The organism is Proteiniclasticum ruminis, from assembly GCF_900115135.1.
GTDB lineage: Bacteria > Bacillota > Clostridia > Clostridiales > Clostridiaceae > Proteiniclasticum > Proteiniclasticum ruminis_A.
In genome coordinates this window covers 124,088-146,674 of record NZ_FOVK01000005.1, presented here as the reverse complement: position 1 = coordinate 146,674, position 22,587 = coordinate 124,088, and the positions used below count along the sequence as shown (strand labels likewise).

Sequence of the window (22,587 nt, the reverse complement as noted above, 5' to 3'; positions counted from 1 at the left end):
GGAGGATATATAAATGAAATATTTTTTGGACAGCGCAAAAATTGAAGAGATCCGTTATGCTTTCGATACTTTTGGTATCGACGGAGTGACCACAAACCCTAAACATGTCATGAACAGCGGGAAATCTTTCTATGCCTTTTTGGAGGAAATGAAAGACTGGCTGAAGGAGAACCATCTGGAAGGAAAAGAGAGGTTCCCGGTTTCAGTGGAGATTGATCCAAATTTTACAGATGCGAAAGACATGATAGAAATGGGCAGAAAAATCGCTGCACTTTCTGAGAATTTTGTGATCAAGATTCCTTGTATTGAGGGAGGCGTTACGGCAGCTAGAAAACTGGAAGAAGAGGGGATTCGAACCAATCTGACCTTAGTGTTCTCTCCAGCTCAGGCTATTATTGCTGCTAAGAACGGATCTATGTTTGTATCACCATTCATCGGATGGAAGGAAGCGAACGGAGAAGACTGCAGACAGTATATCAAGGATATTTCTACCATTTATGATAATTTCGGATATAAAGGAAAGACAGAAATCATCTGTGCAGCGGTGAGAACACCGAAGCAAATGGTGGACTGTGCGGTAGCAGGAGCAGACATTATTACAGCAGGACTGGATGTTTATCTGGACAGCTTCAAACATGCATTCACCACACAAGGTGTTGGAATCTTCTGTGATGCATGGAATAATACTGTGACAGAGTAAGGAGGAACAATATGAATATTGGATTCATTGGACTTGGCATCATGGGGGAATCCATGTGTGAGAACATCATCAAGAAACACGATGGAAAGGTATTTGTGTATGATTTCATCGAAAGTCAGGTAAAGAAGTTATCTGATTTAGGAGCCGTAGCCTGTAAAAGCTCAAAAGAAGTTGCAGAAAAAGCAGATATCATAATCTCTATGGTCCCCAAATCAGAACACTCCAAAAGTTTGTATACGGAAGTATTACCTGTGCTCAAGGAAGGAAAAACATGCATTGATATGAGCACCATCGATCCTTCTGTATCTGTAGAAATTGCAAAAATGGTCAGAGAAACAGGAGCAGAATTTGCGGATGCTCCCGTTGTGAAATCAAAGCCTGCAGCAGTTTCAGGTACGTTAGGCATCTATGTAGGATCTCATGAAGAGACCTTCCATAAGATCAGACCTATATTGGCCTATATGGGCAGTAATATCATTCGGATGGGAGAAAATGGAAAAGGGCTCATTATGAAGATATGCCATAACACGTTGGTTGCAGAAATTCAGAATGGGGTCAATGAGACCATCGCATTGGCGATGAAAAACGGTATTGCTGTGGAAACCTATGCCGAAGCGATTTCTTATGGAGGGGGTCAGAACTTTTATCTAGACGGAAAAGCAAAAGCCATCGCAGAAGGGAACTACACCACTGCTTTTTCTGTGGAGAATATGGCAAAAGATTTGGGGATTTGTCAGGTCCTCGCAGAGGAAAGTGAACTTTCCATGCCTGGGCTCCATGTTTCAAGAGCAGTTTATGAAAATGCACTGGAAAGCGGATATGGGAAAGAAGACTTTTCTGCGACCTATAAAGTGGTAGCAAAAGATCTGGAGGTCGTATGATGCTGGAAAAACTTACAAGAGTGAATGACAGACCGGTTTACTCTATAGAAGATGAGCATTTCAAAACCTATGGTAGAGTGCTGAAAGGCTATGACTTCAGTGAACTGATCCAATATATGGAGGCTCATACAGAAATCCCCAAAGAAGGCAATGTATACTTTCCTTCGATTATGGAGATGGAAGAGATGGACATCTATAAAGAAATCAGAGACAATCTCTATGGGGGAATGGATATTCAGATCGGATACTGCAATGGGGTGAACTCTACGATGAACGGATTTGAGTATCACCGGGGCTGCGAGGTGAATATTGCAGTAACAGACCAGGCCTTTTTTCTTGGGCACACCTGGGACTTGGAGGGAAACTGTTATAAGCAGGAGAAAGCAGAAATCTTCTTTGCAAAAAAAGGGCAAGCCATGGTAATGCATGAAACCACGCTTCATCTTTCACCTTGCAAAGTAGAGGATACAGGGTTCAAGACCATTGTGATCCTATTAAGAGGAACCAACACAACACTTGAAAAAACAGTACGAAAGAGGGAAGAAGGAGATACTCTCCTTCTTATGAAGAACAAATGGATCCTGTCCCATAAAGATAGAGAACCCTTGATGAAAAGAGGAGCATTTCCAGGTCTTTTGGGTGTGAATACAGAACTGAAATACTAGTATCACTTAATAAAATATAATAAGGCAATAATAATTGGAGGGGAATTATGAATCACTTATTTTTTACACTACTGACCTTTGTTCTTTTCACCGCACTGGTGGGCATTGTTTCATCGAAGCTTGTGACAAAAGATGATCAGACTACATCTAAAGGCTACTTTCTTGCTGGTAATGGCTTGAGTGGAATATTTATCGCTGGTTCCATGATGCTGACAAATCTTTCTGCGGAAAACCTGGTAGGGCTCAGCGGCCAGTCCTACGGTTTCAACATGTCAGGTATGGCTTGGGAATCCACCGCTGTGGTTGCTACCATTGTCATGGCATTCCTGTTTTTGCCTATATATCTGAAAAAAGGCTATACAACCCTTCCGGAATTTATGGAAGACAGATATGGTACCTGGGTTAGAAGAGCTGTGTCCTTACTGTTTCTAATCGGCTATTTGGTAGTAGGAATTCCTGTAACTCTCTACGCAGGTGCCATCGGATTCAATCAGATATTCAATTTGCCTGAAATATTCGGCATCAGTTCTCAGATGTCTCTGACCATTATCATTGTTCTCGTAGGCATTGTTGGGGCAGCCTATGCTGTGTTTGGTGGTCTTAAAGCTGTTGCGGTATCTGATACCATCAATGGTATTCTGTTGGTGGTAGGTGGTGTTCTTATCCCTGTATTTGGATTTATTGTACTGGGACAGACCCAAGGAGGTGGGTTTTTTGCGGGAATAGCTGAAGTGCTGAATAATGCGCCGGAAAAGTTCAATGCCATTGGCAGCCAGTCAGATCCAGTGCCTTTCGCTACCATTTTCACCGGTATGGTTCTTGCGAACCTGTTCTACTGGGGAACCAATCAAGTGCTGATTCAGAGAACGCTTGGCGCAAAAAACCTCAAAGAGGGACAAAAGGGTGTTCTTCTCTCAGGATTTTTGAAAATGCTGGTGCCACTGATTATGGTAATCCCTGGTGTAATTGCATCCAGACTGATTCCTGGATTGGAGCAGAATGATTTTGCTTATCCAAGCCTTGTGGCAAAAGTACTTCCTTGGCCACTTGTAGGACTCTTCTGTGCAGCACTGTTCGGAGCTATTGTATCTACTTACAATTCTTTCCTGAATTCTGCATCCACCATATTTATGCTGGACTTCTATAAGCCCATCATAAATCCGAAAATCAGTGATCGAGATCTTGTGAAGAAAGCAAAATTTTATGGAACACTCTTTGCAGTCTTTGCCATTTGCTTCACACCATTTCTTCAAGTACTGAGCACAGGTCTTTATAATTTTGGAAGAAGCTTCACAGGTTTCTATAATATTCCGATTATCACGTTGGTACTCATTGGTATGTTCACGAGATTTGGCTCTGTGAAAGGAGCGAAGATTGCCATCGGCTGGCATATTTTCTTCTACTCAGGATATAAGTTCTGGTTTAAACTCATTGACAGCCCAATCACCGAAGGAATTTTGAAAATCAACTTCATTCATACCTATGCGATCTCTTTCATCATCATGATCTTCATTCTAGTAGTGACAACGAATAAAGAAGAAGCAGCTGTCTTCCAGAATGAAGTAAAAAGAGACGACAATTATGATATGACGCCTTGGATGCATAAAAACGAGACCGCAATATGGCTGATCTCATTCCTGATCTATAATTACATTATTTTCTCTCCCTTGGGTATTGCCACCGAGAACAGAAACAACACCTTTATCTTTGGTGTTACAGTGGCCCTGGTCCTAGAGACCGTTGGATTGCTTCTGTATGCGAAGAAGAAGAGAAAAAATGCATCACTCACTACAGAAACGAGCAATACTGAAGCAAAAAAAGCCATTTGAAACAGGAGGTACTAATGAGAATTAATCACTGGACAAACGGATTTGAAGTTGTCCATAATGGAAAGCAGGTCCTCTGCCACACCTATGATAATCCAATGCTTTTTATAGGTACTGGTCAGGAAGATATAGAAATGTACAGAGGGAACTTTAAGATTGAAGATTATGTTACGGAGCGCATGGCGCTTCGTACCTTCACCCTCAAAGAGGATGAAGGGAGCATACTCATCGATTTCGCTGGAATGATTGAAATGAGGCTGGAAATTTCAGAGGAAGAGATGAAGCTGAAGTTTAAGTGTTTGGATGATGCTCTGAACCGTTTTTGGATCAGGCTATCCTCGGATGAAGAGGAGCACCTTTATGGCCTCGGTGAGCAGATGAGTCATTTCAGCCTAAGAGGAAAAGACTATCCCATCTGGACATCGGAACCTGGGGTGGGCAGAAATAAGAACACCTATATCACTTGGAGAAGCGATGTAGAAAATAAAGCTGGCGGAGATTACTACAACTCCAATTATCCAGAACCTACATATGTTTCCAGCAGACACTATTTTGTTCATGTCCATTCAACCGCATATTCTAAATTCAACTTCAAACAAAAAACTTTCCATGAAATAGAAGTTTGGGAAGTGCCTGAAGAAATCAGTATTGTCAGTGCTGATGGTTACTTACCACTTTTAGAGAAGCTCACTGCTGAATTTGGACGTCAACCCGAACTTCCAGACTGGGTTTATAATGGACTCATCATTGGAGCTCAAGGGGGTACCGAAAGAAGCTTCAGCATATTAGAACAGGCACTGGAGAAAGGAATCAAGGTTTCAGGGCTTTGGTGTCAGGATTGGGTAGGAAAGAAAGTGACTTCTTTTGGCAAAAGACTTCGATGGAACTGGGTTTGGGATGAGGAAATGTACCCAGACCTACCAAAGAAGATGAAGGAGTATAAAGAGAAGGGAATTCGTTTCTTAGGATACATCAATCCCTATATCTTAGAAGGCACTGCTCTCTATCAAGAAGGATTTGAAAATGGTTATTTTGCGAAGACCTTTGAAGATCAGGAGTATCTGGTGGATTTTGGCGAGTTTTACTGTGGCGTAGTGGACTTTACAAACCCCGATGCATTCAACTGGTTTAAAGACATCATCAAAAAGAACCTCATTAATTTCGGACTGGACGGCTGGATGGCGGATTTTGGAGAGTATCTGCCGACGGATCTGAAGCTTTATAATGGGAAAAGTGCAATGATCGAACACAACCATTGGCCTGTGCTTTGGGCGAAATGCAACTATGATGCAGTGGTTGAATCAGGAAAACTTGGTGAGATTGTATACTTCATGAGAGCAGGTGGTAATGGCACTCAGAAATACTGTCCACTGTTATGGGCAGGAGATCAGTCTGTAGATTTTTCTATAGACGATGGCCTCGCATCAGTCATCTGTGGCACGTTAAGTTCTGCTATGGTTGGGAATGGTATCAATCATAGTGATATTGGAGGGTATACGTCCCTGTTTGACAACTTCAGAACCAAAGAACTGTTCTTAAGATGGGCAGAAATGGGGGCATTCACACCAGTGATGAGAACCCATGAAGGAAACCGACCCGAGACAAATTTTCAGTTCTATAATGATGAAGACACGATGGTGCAGCTTGCTCGTCTAACAACCATCTATACATCTTTGAAGGATTACTTAAAAGAAGCTGTGAAAGAGAATCATGAGAAGGGCACTCCGGTTCAAAGACCGCTTTTCCTTCACTATGATGAGGACAATAACCTTCAAAAGCTTCAGACGCAGTACCTTCTTGGACGAGATCTTTTAGTCGCACCGGTCTATCTGGAAGGCGCTGAAACTAGAGATGTTTATCTGCCTGAGGATGAGTGGATACATCTTTGGAGTGGGAAAGAATATGCGCAAGGTGTATATACGATAGAAGTGCCCATGGGCCAACCAGCTGTATTTTACCGTAAGAATTCTTTTTACAAAGGATTATTCGAAAAAATTGGAACACTATAAAGTACTCCGCCTGAGATCATCTCAGGCGGAGATTTTAGAAAAGAGGAAAAAATGTTAAATGATGTGATTTTTATACTGCTGGTTTTTTTCAGTAATATCATTCAGACACTGACTGGATTTGCAGGCACCATGTTGGCTATGCCCGGAGCCATGCTCCTCATAGGGGTTGAAAACGCTAAGGTCGTGCTTAATATCATGGGGCTCGTTGCCAGTTTATATATCGGTCTAAAAAACTGGAAATCTGTCCATAAGAAAGAACTGATTAAAATTACTGTGCTTATGTTTATGGGGCTGCTTATAGGGATTCAAATCTTTAAAGTGCTTCAGATGAATATGCTTCTGACCATCTATGGAATAATGATTGTAGGGATTGCACTTAAAAATCTTTTCTTTAAGAAGAAACTCAGAATTCATGAGGTGTTTTTGACAGCAATCCTCATTATCGCAGGAATCATCCATGGTATGTTTATTTCTGGCGGTGCACTTCTTGTAGTATACGCCGCCATGAGATTCAAAGAAAAAGCAGAGTTCCGCTCTACTTTGGCATTTGTATGGGTGTTCTTAAACAGTTATTTACTGATGATACAGATAGGTGACGGCATGGTGAATTCTGAAACGCTTACGCTTACAGCAGTCAGCCTTATTCCGTTGGCACTTGCGATTTACTTAGGAAATATACTCCATCATCGGATTGACCAGAACGCTTTCATGAAGATTACCTACGTGCTGCTTCTTGCATCCGGGATGATGCTTTTGGTATGATAGCGTTAATGAATGAGCAGTAAAGGAGTAGGACATGACACTGGGAGATAAAGAACTAAATAGTAAATCAACTAAAAATCGTATTATTTCATATATCATCAAAAATGGTTCAGCATCCAGAAAAGAGATTGCTAAGCATTTAGGCGTAACTACGGCCACTTTGACAATTGCTACATCAGGTCTGATTGATGCCGGAATCGTAGAAGAACTCGGGACGGTAGAAGAGGGCAAGGTAGGAAGAAAACAGGTGATGCTGGATGTGAAAGAGGATCTCTGGTTTGCGGTGGGAGTAGATATAACAAGTACAGCTCTTTGTATCACGATTCTTAATATCAAATCAGACATCCTTGAAGAAATGACTTGGAAGTATAAGCTTCTTACAGAGACTATATTAGAAGAAGCTATGGATTATTTGGGCAAGATTATGCAAAAATATAAGCAAAAAAGAATATTAGGAATCGGACTTCTTATGCAAGGATACGTAGAAAACGACCAATGTTATACTTTACCGATTCATGATATCAAAGAGAAAATAAACAACCGTTTTACAGTGCCTGTTTTTATGATGAACAATGTCAAAGGACTGGCAGTAGCAGAATACTATTTTGGAAATGCTACACAAAATTTCCTTCTGGTGAAGTACGGGCCAGGAGTTGGTGGTGTCATTGTCGTAAACGGAGAAATTGTCGAAGGGTTTCATAATCGAGCAGGAGAGATTGGTCATATTCGATGGAACAGTAAATCCGATAAAGTCTGTGGAATATGCGGGAAAAAAGGTTGCTTGGAAACGCTGGTACATTTTAATACTATACTCGGAAGACTAGGACAGGATGTTGAAAATATTGATTGTGATTTGTGTGCAATCTTAGAGCATTCTGAAAAAGACCAGTTTAAGATTTTGAACGAGTCGCTCAGCACTCTTGCTGAAGCTACTAGTGTATTCGTAGACATATTGGATCCTGATCAGATTTTTTTAGCGGGAGATATTTTTAAAGAAGAATCCTTATTTCAGCATTTCTTAAATGAAGTAAATGATAAATCCGGAATTGAATCTTCAAGAATCAAGCGAGTGGAAAATTACAGAATGAAAAGAAGGAAAGCATCAGGAGTCATTGTACTCAATGAATATTTTGGGAAAGGCGATATGCCGATATAATTATTCCGATGAAGAAGGAGTAGATTTTTACTTGGATTCATTTCTGTACTGATATTTTTCAGTAATACTAAATATAGAACAAAAGAATAACAAATTAATAAGATCTGAGCGCTATGAAGCTGTGTCTCAGATCTTTTTTTACTTTTAAGAATTTCTCCTGATAATGCAATATATCATTCTTGCTGCTACACTTGATGTTTTAATTGGTATATTACGGAAGCCTTAGCAATTCGAAAAGTGATTTGGAAAATTATAGCTATTGTCTAGAGTACCTTAAGAAATATCCCAAATCTCATGGAATAGCCGTTGCATCTTCCTGGATCTAATATGAGTGAACTAAATGGGTTACCTAAAGATGAGTAACTGAAAGTACAGTTATTTATGCTCATATATCGACCTCAGAAAAGTGGGAAAAATCAAAAGTTAAAGGACCTATGAGACAATAGAACTTAGTGTTTTACCGTTTATACCTGAAAAAACACACTAAAATGAAAAGTTATTCGAGTATAAGCGCAAAAGTTTTTGGAGCGTTGGCTTATGCAGAACTATCAATTACATTGAGATACAATGATCTCATTAAAGAAGGGCAGGAGAATGAAAAGGACTTCTTATCTAGAGATAAAGAATTCTAGAGGACCTAAGAGAATCTTCCTAAAGTCCTTATCAAAACTCTAGGGAAAAGGTATACTATAAGTGAATTTTCTGATATTTATCGAGGGGGGCGAATAGATGGAGCTGATCCTTGTTGTTGCACTCATTGTATTTCTTCTCAGAAAGAAAGATCTCTTTAAAGGACTGGATTTTCTAAATAAGATCTCATTGCCACAGAGTCTGTTTTCTGATGAGAAGGATCTAAAAGGAGCCATCGGAGAAGACTACATCCAGGGGATATTGCTGAAGCTTCCATCCTCGAATAGCATTCTCCGAAATATCTATGTGCCAACCAAAGAAGGGAATACCGTAGAGGTTGACCTAGTCTACATCACAGAAGTAGGAATCTATGTCATAGAATCAAAGAACTACAGCGGATGGATCTTTGGAAATGATCAGCAGAAGTACTGGATACAAACACTCAAAAGTGGAGAAAAGAACAGGTTCTATAATCCGGTATGGCAGAATGAAGGCCATATAAGAGCTCTTAGTCAGTATCTGCAGGCAGATCCTGGATTGTTCCGCTCCTATATCATCTTCAGCAACCGATGCACCATCAAGGAAATGTCAGTATCCAAAAAGCATGTGGTTGTGATGAACAGGTCTGATCTATATGATACTTTGCTTTTAGAGATGAGTGAGAAGCCTTGTATACTGACTAAGGAGAAGATGGAAGCCTTCAGCGAGAAGCTGAAGGAGCTTACGTTCATTTCAACTGAGATGAAGGAAAGGCATATAGAACAAGTGCAGAAAAGGACTGATTCTCTGACTTGGAAAAATCCTAAAAGAAGATCAGAATCCCAGAACAGAGTCGTTCCTTTATCTCGCAACAAAGGTGATAAGAATAATGAAACAGGGAAAGTCATTTACCTGAACCTCAAGAAGTAGGGGAGCGGAGCACACATTTCTATGAGGATAGGATCTTATCCATTTATGTTCGGTTCAATCATCTTATAGGAGAATGAGCTATGAGGGTATATTTAAGAGAGGTTTTGGATGCTTTGGATGCGGCAACTGACAGTACAGTCTTTGTGTTCAGCAAAAGAAGAAATCGAGTGCTGTTATTCTTTGAAGGTTCCTTAGCAGATGATTTAGAAGAAAACCTAACATTGGAGGATGCTTTGAATGACCCTGACAGCTATATACCGCTGCCTACAGAATATGAGATTCACGAGTATCAGATTATGGAGAATTTTGTGAATAGCTTGGAGGATGAAGACGCAGCCCGCGAACTACTCAATGCCATGCAAGGAAAAGGCGCATTCCGGCGTTTTAAAGAGAAGGTCAGCCTCTTGAGTCTAGAGGATAGGTGGTACAATCATCGGGACGAAGCCTATGAAAAAATAGCGATGGAATGGTGCGGGGAAAATGGTATTGAAGTGATTAAAAATGAGGAATAATTTGGGCTTGTCTCTATTTTGACGGTAAGGTCAAAAACCACGCCATCAGAGAATGGACTTGTCCAAATTGTCACACCACACATGACCGAGACTATAATGCAGCTAAGAACCTACTAAAAATAGGCTGATATAACTTCTCAGGGTGGTGACCACCCGTTGAGCTTGGAGATCCTTATCTCACTGGAGATATTGACCAAGAAGCTCCCACTTCAAAATGATGTCAATCATTTAAGTGGTGAGTAGTTCACGCTTCTGTAATTAAACTCCTTCACTTCTTCCAACTGCCTATTTTCGTTTCTATCTGCATAAAATCATCATTATTATATGCAGATAACAAATAAAATATGCAGATAAATCTCTTCGAAACTCTTAACGCCTATAGAATCGTTCTGATCATCTTGATTTCGGCTTCGTAATCAAAAGACACTAAAGAATAAAGTGTTTTGTTTTCCTGCCTTAGAATAGGAAAACCATTTGATTCTACTTATAACTAGGAAACAATGAATTATGATACTGGAAGAGTCTCAATGTTCTCTAATCGCTACGGGAATATATAGATGCGGTAGAGCTTATGAATGAAGAAAAGTAAATACATGACACTGCCTGATGCAGCGGAAGAGGATCCTAAACCTCTCTCCGCTGCATTTCTTTGACTTTTAGGCCATCAGCACCGAAGAACACTTTCTTAATAAAAGCGAAGCCTTAATTTGAACACCAAAATATTATTGAGATTCCCTTAAGGAAAAAATCCTCCTGCCGATACTAAGAAAAGACAGGATGATGGAGACAAAAGAAGAAATAATGCAAAAGAGGGGAAAAAAATGGGATTTTACAACAAAAGAAAAAGCATCCGCACCAAAATGCTCCTGGTGTTCTTGCCAATATTATTGGTCGCAACAGGTGCCATCGCAGCAGTTTCAGTGACAGATGCAAAGAGTGCGCTGGAAAAGCAGATCGAGGAGCGCGTCGGAAAAGAGCTCACGGCCATCTATGAATCCATCGAGCATGAGTTCACCGCCCACGAGAAAGTGGCGGAAGCCGTAGCATCGGTCTATCGTGCCAAAGAAAATACACTTCAGAAAAGCGACTACAAAGTAATGCTGGAAGAACTGGTCACCATGAACAAAAATACCTTAGGAAGTGGACTATGGCTGGAACCCAATAAATTCAGTCCTGAGGACTATTATTTCGGACCGTACGTCTACCGGGATGGGGATAGCATATTGTATACGGAAGACTATGAAACGGAAGACTACGACTATCCCAGCACCGACTGGTACCTGGCTGGAAAGGCCATCAAGGAAGGCAGTGTATGGTCCAGCCCGTACTTTGATGAAACCACCGGCATCACCATGATCACCACATCCGTTCCTGTGGTGACAGCTGGAAGCTTTCAGGGCGTCGTCACAGCGGACTATGATCTTTCCACCATTCAGGAAAGAATCGGAGAAGTACAGCTGGGAGAGACCGGCTATGCTTTTCTTTTGGACCAGGAAGGGCTCTACATCGCCCACGAAGATCAGGACAAGGTCATGGAAAAAAACATCAGCGAGGAAGAAGAGCTGAAGAGCCTTGCGGTGAAGATCAGCGAAGCACCTCACGGGAAATCACCTGTAACACAAAATGGAAAAGACTTTGATGCTTATTTTCTCACTCTAGGCAGCACCGGATGGAAGCTGGTGGTCATGGCACCCATCGATGAGCTGTACAGTGCAGTGGATGCCATGGTGCTGAAAGGGGTTATCGTAGCGTTTGCAGTTCTTCTTCTGGGCTCTCTTCTCATCAGCCTTTACAGCGCATCCCTCACCAAAGGGATCAAAGGCTTTGCCCATAATCTTTCCTTCCTTGCAGAGGGAGACTTCACAAAGCCTGTGGAGGTGAAAACCAAAGATGAGCTGGGCCAGATGGGAGAATCCTACAACCAGGTGCTGAAGGATCTGAGAACTATGGTGGAGCAGGTTTCTGGCAATGCAGAAGAGATGGCTGAGCTCACAGAGCTTCTTGCAAGAACCTCTGGAGAAGCTTCCCATGTGTCTGATGAAGTGGCCAAGACCATCGAAGAGATTGCAAAGGGAGCCAGCGATCAGGCACTGGATACAGAAGTTACAGCAGAAAATGTTTATGATATGGGCAGACTCTTGGAAGAAGATGAAAAAGAACTGGGGCATCTTAATGCAGCAGCCATGGCCATTGATAAAGAGAAGGTGGAAGGGTTTGAGACCCTGAAGAAACTGGTGGAGAAGACCATCGAAAGCAGTAAAGCCACTGAGGAAATTCATCAGTCTATTCTTCGGAATAATCTTAGTGCAGAAAAGATTGATCGAGCCAGTTCCATGATCCAGAATATTTCAGACCAGACCAATCTTTTGGCTTTGAATGCAGCTATTGAAGCAGCTAGAGCAGGAGAAGCAGGAAGAGGATTCTCTGTGGTGGCAGAAGAAATCAGAAAGCTTGCCGAACAGTCCGGTGCTTTCAGCAGTGAAATCAAAAATGACATTAAGGAACTCAAAGAGAACTCAGAAGTTGCTGTGAAAGTCATGGAAAAGGTCGTGCACATCATAAATGATCAAGAAAGCAGCGTACATACCACAGAAGAGAAGTTCGAGTCCATTGCCAGCTCCATTGATGACATCAGGAGTGTTTTAAAGCTTCTTAATGACTCCTCTCTTAAGATGAATAAGAACAAAGAAAGAATCATCGAACTGACTCAGAATCTTTCGGCCATCTCTGAGGAGAATGCTGCAGGAACCGAAGAGGCTTCCGCGGCTATAGAAGAGCAAGCAGCCACCATCAATGAGATTGCGGCCAGCGGAGAAAAACTGCAGAGGATCTCAAACCGTCTGAAAGAACTGATACAGAAGTTCAAAATATAACAGGCAATCAAAAGAGGGTTCTTCCAATATCGGAAGGACTCTTTTTCGTTCACATACTGTGCTCCGTTGGAGAAGAGTTTTATGCTCTAATCAAATAATTATTGACAGAGTATTCAGAATAAAGGTACTGTAGAACTATATCTTAGGAAGAAGGTGAAGGTTTATGAAAGCAGTTGTTCAGAAGCGATATGGAGACTACAAAGCTCTTACCATAGAAGAAGTAGAAAAGCCTAAACCGGGAAAAGGAGAGGTGCTCATAAAAGTGCAGGGGGTTTCACTAAATGCACCGGACTGGAGGCTGTTAGAAGGGAAGCCTTTTATCATTCGCTTTAGCTCCGGGCTCATTAAACCAAAACACCCAGTGAAAGGTGGAGACTTCTCTGGCACCGTGGTGGAAACGGGAGAAGGAGTATCGAACCTCAAAGCGGGAGACGAGGTATTTGGAGATCTTGCAGACAGCGGCTTTGGCGCATTCTCAGAGTTCGTTTCCGCCAAAGCATCCATCCTATCCAAAAAGCCACGTAACCTCAGCTTCTTAGAATCCGCTGCCCTGCCTCTGGCGTCTGTCACTGCGCTTCAAGGAATCCGGGATGCAGGCAGACTGAAAGAAGGAGAAGAGGTGCTGATTTTAGGTGCTTCCGGTGGCGTTGGAACCTACGCAGTGCAGCTTTCCAAGTACTTTGGAGGAGAGGTTACAGCTGTGACATCAAAAAAGAATGAGAATCAGGCTTTGTCCTTAGGCGCTAAGAAAGTCCTAGACTATAAAACCATGGAGCTTAATAAACTGCAAAGCTCCTTTGACCTCATTCTTGCCATTAATGGTTATTATCCTGTGAAGCTTGTGAAAGATCTTCTGAAACCACAAGGACGGTTTGTCCTCATTGGCAGCAGCTCCACAAAAGAGCTTCTAAAAATGTCCATCTTCGGGTCCCTGCTCTCCAAAAAAGAGGGGAAAAGCTACCAGGTGCTTATGGCAAAACCCAGTGGGAAGGATCTGGCATTCATCGCAAAGCTTGCGGAAGAAGGAGGGCTCACCCCTGTCATTGTGAAAGAGATTCCCTTTGAGAAGATTCCAGAAGGGATCAAAGAGCTTTCTGAAGGTCATGTGTCAGGAAAGATTGTCTCAAAACCATAGTTTAAAGCTGAGTATCAACCAAAGCAAAAGGGCTTCTACCATCGTCAGAAAAGAGGAGCCCTTTTTTGTTGGCCTCTCAAGTCAGCAGTATCCTGAATACGCTGCTATAAAACGAGAAAGAAATCCATTCAAACTAATTATAGAATTACGATGGATTATATTGTAGAATAATAGTACTAGTGTATTTATGGAGGTAAGTAATGGAGATACTGATACTAGGTATAATTCTTTTCATACTATTTTTAGAACCCAAACGCAGGGAGTACAGGACATCAGGATATAAGGAAGCCAGTGGAAAAAAGATGATGGAAGTCTTTCGGGACAAAGGACTCTATGGAGAATACCTGACCTTTCTGACTTTAGAGAAGCTGGATGTATACCACAGGCTTCTCACCAATGTCTATATCCCAAAGGAAGATGGAACCACCACAGAGATTGATCTCATCATGATCGCAGAAACTGGAGTCTATGTCTTTGAATCCAAAAACTACAGCGGATGGATCTTCGGAAACAACAAGCAAAAGGACTGGGTTCAGACGCTACCCGGAGGAAAAAAGTATTCCTTCTTTAATCCGGTGTGGCAAAATGACGGACACATCAAAGCGCTGGAAAGCGTCGTGAAGATGAACCATCCGAAGCTTTTCAAATCCTATATCATCTTCAGTGAACGGTGTGAGCTGAAAAATGTGGATGTCTATAAAGAAGAGGTGGAAGTTCTTAAAAGAAACCAGCTGAAAGAGTATCTGGAGAAAGACCTGAGAAGAAGAGAAGAGATCATGACCACCTGGACGGTGGACGGACTTTACTATCATCTTTCCCAGTATGCGCTGCAGAAAGAGGATGTGAAAGCAAAGCACATTGAGGACCTTCGGAGCCGAAAAGAGAATCCATAACAAAAAAGAAGACTTCAGAACGTAATGCTGAGCCAGCGAACATTCTGAAGTCTTTCGTTTTTCTCTTATTTTGTGTTTTTCTCAAAGTTCCAGGAATCTCTCACCATATCCTCAATGGTAAAGGTGGTCTTCCACTGAAGCTCCTTCCATGCTTTCTCCGCGTCTGCATAGCAGGTGGCGATGTCTCCAGGACGTCTTCCCACGATGGCATAAGGCACTTCTACCTGATTTTCCTTGATGAAGGCATGGACCAGTTCCAGTACAGAGGTGCCTTTTCCGGTGCCAAGATTGTAAATGTGCACGCCTTCCGTAAGATGCTCAATGGCCTTCACATGACCCTTGGCAAGATCCACCACATGGATGTAGTCTCGGACGCCTGTGCCATCGACGGTGTCATAATCGTCTCCGAAAATGCTGAGCTTTTCAAGTTTTCCCTTGGCTACTCTCGTCACAAAGGGCATCAGGTTGTTTGGAATACCATTGGGGTCTTCTCCGATGAGGCCGCTCTCATGGGCGCCTACAGGATTAAAGTATCTGAGAAGAGTTACAGCAAAGCCTTCATTGGCCGCTGCAGCATCTGTGAGGATGCGTTCACTCATGGCTTTGGTTTCCCCGTAAGGATTGGTGGTTTTCATGAGGGGCATATCCTCTTTCAGTGGAGATGGCTGATCACCATAGACCGTGGCTGAAGAGCTGAAAACAAACTTAGGAATATCAAACTCCACAGCAAGCTTAGCCAGCACCATGGTGGAAACCAGGTTGTTGTAGTAATAAGCAAGAGGCTTCGCCACAGATTCTCCCACGGCTTTCAGACCGGCAAAATGGATGATGCCATCAAACTTATGGGCTTTAAAGATGTCCCGGACCTTGGCTTCGTCTGTCACATCTGCTTCATAGAAGGGAATGGAAACGCCTGTGATGGTTTCAATGTGGGACAGCACTTCGATTTTACTGTTCACCAGATTGTCTGCAATGACCACCTGATGTCCGGATTTAATGAGCTCAATACAGGTGTGGCTGCCGATGTAGCCAGTACCTCCAGTAACAAATATATTCACGATTTGTCCTCCTTGTGCATTTTCGTCATTTCTATCTTATTATACGACATAAAATAGGAGTTTTTACAGTTTGGAGAAATAATTGTGCTATTTTGGCTATGGAAAACATAGATGAAATTGGGGGAAAGAAAAATAAGAAAGAAGAGAGAATAAGAGGGGGAACAGCACGATGAAAAAAGAATCAGAAAAGATTCTGCGAAAAGTTAAACTAAACTCTAATAACCATTAGAAATTCTGAATAAATATAGAATTATCAAGGGGTTAATGCTATAATTCAAAGTGTAACATGAGAGTCATATACCTTGTATGTAGGGACAGTTTTTTGGTTGAACAATATATTTTGAAATAGTTTTAGATATACTTTCTTTGAAAGTGAGGGAATCAGATGTTAAGTAAGAATACACGCAATTTACTGGTGAAAACAGGAGTCGTGCTGACACTAAGCCTCAGCAGCGTTGTGAATCCTATGGTGAACATACCTGTGACCGTGGAAGCGTCCACGCTGGTCAATCAGACTCAGGGCGTACTGACTGTTAAGGCACAGTCCTTATGGGCTTACTCCAAACCAGACTGGAATGCGAGAACCAAGGTGTTCTCCCAAGGGACAAAACTGAATGTGGTGGCGAAGTATCTCGTCAGTGGCAGAGAAATGTATAAACTCTCCAACGGGCTGTATATCACAGCAAGTACCCAATATGTGTCCTTTGCAGCCAGCGGTGGAACCACAGTGGTGACACCAGAAGCGCCAAGACCCACATCTCCAGCTGGAACACAGACAGCAAAAACCACCGCAAATTTAAATATGAGAACCGGTGCATCCACAAGCTACAGCATCATTCTGACCATCCCCAGAGGTGGCCAGGTGACAGTGCTTTCTTCCAGTAATGGTTGGTCTCAGGTGACTTATAACGGCAGAACAGGATATGTTTCAAGCAGCTACTTGGGATCTTACAGTAGTGTACCCTCAACGCCAGCGCCGCCAACATCACCTGCGCCTACAACGCCGACTGCACCTGCCACCAGCCAGACAACCACGACAGCAAACCTCAATATGAGAACCGGTGCATCCACAAGCTTTGGCATCATCCTCACCATTCCCAAGGGGAAGGCTGTGACGGTGAACAGCACATCCGGCGGCTGGTCCAATGTGACGTACAGCGGTAAAACGGGTTGGGTGTCCAATGCGTACCTGAAAACCGTAACGGTCACAGCACCAACGACGCCAACACCAACTCCGACTCCGACTCCGACTCCGACTCCAACTCCAACACCGGAGGCTCCGGTGGGTATCGGCACCAGCACCACCACGGCGAACCTTAATCTTCGCTCTGGTGCATCCACAAGCAACAGCATCCTGCTCACCATTCCAAAAGGAAAGACGGTGACAGTACTGAAGGTTTCTGGTGGATGGACCAATGTGACGTACAGCGGTAGAACCGGTTGGGTGTCCAATGCGTATCTCACCAAGGTGGTGGCACATCCTGCTCCAACACCAACACCGACGCCAACGCCAACACCAGATCCTACACCGACGCCAACCCCAACACCAACACCAGAACCACCCGTGGTGGAAAAGAAGCCTCAAGTGCTTCTTCTGGAAGACCTGAAGTCCAGCTACAATAATGTGGACGTGACGGTCAGCGGCAGAGCTTTGTCTCATGATGGCATTGTTTCTGTTACCGTCAAAGTGGATGGAAAAGATGTGGCTGTAAATCGTGTAGCAAGACCAGATCTCAACTCTTTATACAGCGAAGGCTATAACCTGGAGAACACTGGGTTTACCTTTACCATACCAAAATCAACCTTAGCTCCTGGAGTGCATAAGCTTGACGTGGAGAGTAAAGGAAAAGACGGCACCGTGAAGAAGACTTCACTGAGCTTCAGCATGGTGAAGCCATCTCCTGTGATCGCTATTGGTGGTCTTACAGATGGTGGAGCAGTGCCATCGGGAACTGCGGCTGTCACAGGATCCACCTCCTATGTGGATGGTGTTTCTTCTGTGAGATACTATATCAATGGAGTTCAGAAGGGAACGCTTCCAGCTGGTAACTTCTCCTTTACTGTTGGTGCAGGGGACTTCAAGGCAGGGATGAATACTTTGGCCATAGAAGTGACTGGAAACGACGGAACGGTTTACCGAAGCGGTATTGTGCTGAAAGGCGCAGGTACAGAGAACTTTGTATCGGAGCAGCAGACGAAGACCAGAGATGAGTATGCAGCACTTGAATACAACAAGAGCATCACTTCCTCCAGAGACTTCAGAACCATTGAATCCTACTTGGATCCTGTGAACTATATTTACAGCGATGCAGACAGATATATGTTCCTTCAGCTCAACTACACCAAGGGACAGATGTCTCTTACGGCTGAAGACCTGAATCTGATTTTAAAAGGAAAAGGAGTGCTGGATGGAATGGGTCAAGCCTTCCTCGATGGAGCAGACCTTTATGGAGTGAATCCTTTCTATCTCATCACCCATGCCATCCATGAGACAGGACACGGCACCTCCACCCTGGCCAAAGGACAGCTGGTGAAAGACACCTATACCAAGTTTGGTGACAACTCCACCATCATTGTGGATGGACTGCCGGAAGATCAGCGCAAGATCGCATACAACGTATTTGGTATTGGCGCCTGGGACGTGGATGCCAACTTCTGGGGGGCTCAGAGAGCCTATGCAGAGGGCTGGTTCACCGTGGAGGATGCCATCAACGGCGGAGCCAAGTGGATCAGTGAGAATTATATCAACCGTGCCACCAAACAGAACACCTTGTACAAGATGAGATTCAACCTGGCAGAAAACATGAACCATCAGTATGCCACCGATCTCGGATGGGCCATCAAGCAGGCAGGAAGACTGAAATCTCAGATTGAAGGCTATATTGCAGCCGGAGGCAAAGGTCTGACCCAGACCTTCATCTATCCTACCTTCAAGAAATAGAAGTATAGAGAACCAAAACTGCAGAACGGGAAGGGATTTCCGCTCTGCAGTTTTCTTTTTCCCCAAATGACATCACTGTGTAGTATAATAGGTGAGTGTAAATAGTAAAGTGAATGGGTGAAAAGAACATTGAAAGAAAAAATACAGGCACAAAAAGCCTATGAAGACGCCATAAAACGCTATGAAGAAAAAGACCTCACAGGTGCGCTCGCCCTGGTTATGGAAGCGCTGAAAATGGCCCCCAAGGATCCGGATTTTCTGAACCTTTTGGGGCTTTTACAGCATCTCTTGTGTGATTTTGAGAAAGCCACTGCCGCGTGGCAGAAAAGCTTCTCTTCTCAAAAGACTGGAAATAAAGCAAAAGAGTATCTTTCCTACTACAGCTCCGAAGAGTTTAAGACCCTAAGGGAAGTCTACCTGGAAGGCGAAAGGAGTCTGGAGCGGAAGGAATATGAGAAAGCCTACGGAATCTTTGAGCTGCTTTTAAGCGGAAACAGAAACCTTGTGGGGGTGCCGCTCAAGCTTGCAGAATGCGCTCTCGGGATGAAAGAGAAAGAAAAGGCAAGAACGCATCTGGAGGAGGTCCTTTTGCTGGACGCAAGAAATCCCAGGGCGAAGGAGCTTCTGGAAAGCCTGGAATATAGATCCCTTGGAAAGGGCAGTGAAAAGACCAGGACCCTTCTTTTCTCAGGAATCCTTCTTCTCCTTTTTGCTTCTCTTCTATTCGGATTTTACCGGTACAGTGAAATGGAAAAGGAGCTGAAAGAGCTGAAGCTTCTTTCAGAGGATCTCAAGAAGGAAGCGGAAGGTTATAAAGAGGAAAAAGAAAAACTGGAAGTGCTCCTCCAACAGATGGAGACAGAAGAAGCACCAGGCGAAACAAAGGAAGAGGAAGTAGCTCCGGAAGAGCCCATTTCTGGCACAGAAGTGGAGATCTTTGAAGAAGGCCTTGCGGCCTACCGGGCGGAAGACTACGAAAAAGCCATCCGGTATTTTGCCCAGGTGGTAGATGAGGGGGCCCTAGAGGCCTACCGGTCTGAAGCCGTCTACTTTCTCTCCGCCACCTACAAGAAGCTTCTAAACCCGGAGAAGGTGAAAGAGTATTACAGAAGATACATGGAGGAGTTTCCAGGGTCCAACTACTATGCGGAGGTTCTCTACCACTACGGCCTTCTTCTTTACGAGGAAGGGGATCTTACCGGCGCCAAAGAGGTCTTACAAAGAATTCCGGAAGAAGTGCCCGAAAGTCCCTACAACAACTCCAGAGTGGAGGCTGTGCTGGAGGAGACGCCTTAATAAAAATACAATCCTAGAAACCGGAGCCTATTTCAGGCTCTTTTTTCATAAAATACTGGATAATTAGGGAAGAAAAGAGAAGAGTGCGGGATATTCCACAAAAGTGCCGGATTCTTCATTGTTAATGGTTTACATGAAAAATATAATAAAGGTATCACAAATTCAGGAGGGAATTATGAAGAAGAAAATCAGCTTACTGCTTATCGCCATGTTGTCCCTTGCTTCATTGGCTGCATGTGGAGAAAAAGCCGATGCCGAAACACCACAAGAAGGTGGCGGAAGCGTCGTGGTCTACTCCCCGCACAATGCAGAGGAAATCAACCCCATCATCAATGAATTTACAGAAAGAACAGGCATCCGTGTGGATGTGGTAGCTGCCGGTACAGGAGAGCTCTTAAAGAGAGTGGAGGCGGAAAGTGCCAATCCTCTGGGAGACGTTATGTGGGGAGGCGGAGCAGAGTCTCTGGATTCCTTTAAAGAGTACTTTGCAAGCTACACCATTGAAGACGACGCCAAGATTCCAGATCTGTTCAAGGATCCGGAAAGACTCTGGTACGGCTTCAGTGCTCTGCCTATGGTCATCATCTACAACAACAAACTGGTCTCCGCGGAAGAAGCCCCTAAGTCCTGGGAAGACCTGACCGATCCAAAGTGGAAGGGCAAGATTGCCTTTGCAGACCCTGCAAAATCCGGTTCCTCCTACACCATCATGGCCACCATGCTGGAAGCCTTCAAAAATGACGGCGAAGACGGATGGAAGACCATGAAGGCGTTCATTGAGAACCTGGACAACAAAATCTTGGGAAGCTCCTCAGGTACCTACAAGGGTGTTTCCGATGGAGAGTATGCTGTGGGTCTTACCCTGGAAAAAGCAGCCTCCCGATACATCATCGCAGGCAGTGATATGACCATTGTGTATCCTGAAGAAGGAACCTCAGCTGCTCCAGACGGTATTGCACTCATCAAGGGCGCAAAGAATGAAGAAAATGCCAAGAAGTTCATCGAGTTCACTTTCTCCAAGGAAGTGCAGGACCTGGCAGCCAAGGATTTCAGCTGGAGATCCACAAGAACAGACGCCAACAACCCAGAAGGTCTGGGATCCATCGACGACATCAAGCTTCTGGACTACGACTTCAAGTTCGCTGCAGAAAACAAAGATGCACTGCTTGAAAGATGGAAGAACATCGTCACAGGACAGGAATAAAAAGGAAATAGAAAAGAATAGGGCAATGCACATTGCCCTTTCTTTCATTTTAGGAGGAACCAATGAGCTACGCTGTACATTTTAAAGAGATCGATAAATACTATGGAGACTTCCATGCGGTGAAAAATGCAAACTTCACTGTGAAAGAAGGGGAGTTCTTTACCCTGCTGGGCCCCTCAGGATGCGGAAAGACCACGCTTCTTCGGATGATCGCGGGATTCAACTCCATCGAAGGCGGCACCATCTCCTTCGGAGACAAAGTCATCAACAAGATCCCCGCCCACAAAAGAAACATCGGCATGGTGTTCCAGAACTACGCCATCTTCCCGCATATGACCGTGTTTAATAACGTGGCCTATGGGTTAAAAGCCAGAAGCATCGGGAAGAAAGAAGCAGAAGAACGAGTGCTGAAAGCTCTGCGCCTGGTGCGCATGGAAGAATATAAGGACCGAGAGCCCTCCAAGCTTTCCGGAGGGCAGCAGCAGAGAATTGCCCTGGCAAGAGCCATCGTCATTGAGCCGGATGTGCTTCTCATGGATGAGCCTTTAAGCAACCTGGACGCCAAGCTCCGCCTGGAGATGAGAACCATCATCAAGAAGCTCCAAAGAGAGCTGGGCATCACCACCATCTATGTGACCCATGACCAGGAAGAGGCCTTGGCCATTTCCGACCGCATCGCCGTCATGAAGCTGGGGGTCATCCAGCAGATCGATGTGCCGGAAAACATCTACAAGAGCCCAGCCAATGCCTTTGTGGCAGGCTTCATCGGCACCAGCAATTTCCTCAAAGGGGAAGCCGTGAAGGAAAACGGAAAAGTCTATCTTCATGCCCATGGTGGAAAGCTTTCCTATGACAGAGACCTTGCCTATGAAGGACCTGTGACCTTGTCCCTCCGTCCGGAAGAAGGCGTCCTCACAAAGAACCTGGAAGAAGAGGGGCTTCGCGGCACCATCACCTTATCCACCTTCCTGGGAGACTTCATGAATTATGAGATCACCCTCACCGACGGCACCATCATGGAAGTCAATGAATACACCAAAGATGGAAAAACCCTCCGGGAAATCGGAGAGGAAGTGGTGGTGAAAGCCGACGCTGCGGTACTGAAGGTGTACAACGAAGAAGGGCAGGTGATGTAAT

General features: G+C 43.9%; 18 protein-coding genes. 17 read left to right on the top strand and 1 reads right to left on the bottom strand.

The window, feature by feature from the left end; translation table 11 throughout:
• Window positions 1-13 precede the first annotated feature (13 nt).
• The 13 genes from BM243_RS09215 (at window position 14) to BM243_RS09155 (ending at window position 14,951) form a co-directional block, all read left to right on the top strand.
• Window positions 14-700 carry a transaldolase family protein gene (locus BM243_RS09215; protein ID WP_074912082.1) on the top strand — a complete coding sequence of 229 codons (687 nt, stop codon included), beginning with the start codon at window positions 14-16 and terminating at the stop codon, window positions 698-700.
• A gap of 11 nt (window positions 701-711) precedes the next feature.
• Window positions 712-1,581 carry an NAD(P)-dependent oxidoreductase gene (locus BM243_RS09210; RefSeq protein WP_074912081.1) on the top strand — a complete coding sequence of 290 codons (870 nt, stop codon included), beginning with the start codon at window positions 712-714 and terminating at the stop codon, window positions 1,579-1,581.
• Entirely contained in the window at window positions 1,578-2,246 is a 669-nt protein-coding gene (locus BM243_RS09205; RefSeq protein WP_347499605.1) for a DUF4867 family protein, read from the top strand. The genes BM243_RS09210 and BM243_RS09205 overlap by 4 nt, the downstream gene beginning before the upstream one ends.
• Before the next feature lie 47 nt (window positions 2,247-2,293).
• Entirely contained in the window at window positions 2,294-4,075 is a 1,782-nt protein-coding gene (locus tag BM243_RS09200; RefSeq protein ID WP_074912079.1) for a solute:sodium symporter family transporter, read from the top strand.
• Window positions 4,072-6,081: an alpha-glucosidase gene (locus BM243_RS09195; protein ID WP_278335454.1), complete on the top strand. Its 2,010-nt coding sequence runs from the start codon at window positions 4,072-4,074 to the stop codon at window positions 6,079-6,081. The genes BM243_RS09200 and BM243_RS09195 overlap by 4 nt, the downstream gene beginning before the upstream one ends.
• A 51-nt stretch (window positions 6,082-6,132) precedes the next feature.
• Window positions 6,133-6,843, top strand: coding sequence for a sulfite exporter TauE/SafE family protein (locus tag BM243_RS09190; protein WP_074912077.1), 711 nt, complete (start codon window positions 6,133-6,135; stop codon window positions 6,841-6,843).
• Window positions 6,844-6,877: 34 nt separating this feature from the next.
• A complete protein-coding gene (locus BM243_RS09185; protein ID WP_074912076.1) occupies window positions 6,878-7,999 on the top strand; it encodes an ROK family transcriptional regulator in 1,122 nt (373 codons plus the stop codon).
• 729 nt (window positions 8,000-8,728) lie between these two features.
• Complete coding sequence (locus BM243_RS09180; protein WP_074912075.1) at window positions 8,729-9,538, top strand: nuclease-related domain-containing protein; 810 nt, start codon at window positions 8,729-8,731, stop codon at window positions 9,536-9,538.
• An 80-nt stretch (window positions 9,539-9,618) separates the two neighbouring features.
• Entirely contained in the window at window positions 9,619-10,050 is a 432-nt protein-coding gene (locus tag BM243_RS09175) for a UPF0158 family protein (RefSeq protein WP_074912074.1), read from the top strand.
• Window positions 10,047-10,178 (top strand): zinc ribbon domain-containing protein, encoded by a 132-nt coding sequence (locus tag BM243_RS15400; RefSeq protein ID WP_143093571.1) that lies wholly within the window; start codon window positions 10,047-10,049, stop codon window positions 10,176-10,178. Before BM243_RS09175 ends, BM243_RS15400 begins: the two co-directional genes overlap by 4 nt.
• 693 nt (window positions 10,179-10,871) lie before the next feature.
• Window positions 10,872-12,923: a methyl-accepting chemotaxis protein gene (locus tag BM243_RS09165; protein WP_074912073.1), complete on the top strand. Its 2,052-nt coding sequence runs from the start codon at window positions 10,872-10,874 to the stop codon at window positions 12,921-12,923.
• Window positions 12,924-13,086: 163 nt separating this feature from the next.
• On the top strand, window positions 13,087-14,058 hold the full coding sequence (locus BM243_RS09160) for an NAD(P)-dependent alcohol dehydrogenase (protein ID WP_074912072.1): 972 nt from the start codon (window positions 13,087-13,089) through the stop codon (window positions 14,056-14,058).
• Window positions 14,059-14,258: 200 nt separating this feature from the next.
• Window positions 14,259-14,951, top strand: a complete 693-nt coding sequence (locus tag BM243_RS09155) for a nuclease-related domain-containing protein (protein ID WP_083422721.1) — start codon at window positions 14,259-14,261, stop codon at window positions 14,949-14,951.
• Between the two features lie 65 nt (window positions 14,952-15,016).
• Here the strand turns inward: BM243_RS09155 and galE are convergent, their stop codons facing one another.
• Window positions 15,017-16,009, bottom strand: coding sequence for a UDP-glucose 4-epimerase GalE (gene galE / locus BM243_RS09150; protein WP_074912071.1), 993 nt, complete (start codon window positions 16,007-16,009; stop codon window positions 15,017-15,019).
• A gap of 385 nt (window positions 16,010-16,394) precedes the next feature.
• Here galE and BM243_RS09145 point away from each other — a divergent pair, with 385 nt between their 5' ends.
• The 4 genes from BM243_RS09145 to BM243_RS09130 all read left to right on the top strand — a co-directional run bounded on the left by BM243_RS09145 (window position 16,395) and on the right by BM243_RS09130 (window position 22,586).
• On the top strand, window positions 16,395-18,950 hold the full coding sequence (locus BM243_RS09145) for an SH3 domain-containing protein (RefSeq protein ID WP_074912070.1): 2,556 nt from the start codon (window positions 16,395-16,397) through the stop codon (window positions 18,948-18,950).
• Between the two features lie 129 nt (window positions 18,951-19,079).
• The gene (locus tag BM243_RS09140; protein WP_074912069.1) at window positions 19,080-20,246 is read left to right on the top strand and encodes a tetratricopeptide repeat protein; all 1,167 of its coding nucleotides are present in this window, start codon (window positions 19,080-19,082) and stop codon (window positions 20,244-20,246) included.
• Between the two features lie 175 nt (window positions 20,247-20,421).
• Window positions 20,422-21,450, top strand: a complete 1,029-nt coding sequence (locus tag BM243_RS09135; protein WP_074912068.1) for an ABC transporter substrate-binding protein — start codon at window positions 20,422-20,424, stop codon at window positions 21,448-21,450.
• Between the two features lie 62 nt (window positions 21,451-21,512).
• Complete coding sequence (locus tag BM243_RS09130) at window positions 21,513-22,586, top strand: ABC transporter ATP-binding protein (RefSeq protein WP_074912067.1); 1,074 nt, start codon at window positions 21,513-21,515, stop codon at window positions 22,584-22,586.
• The last annotated feature ends 1 nt before the right edge of the window (window position 22,587 follow it).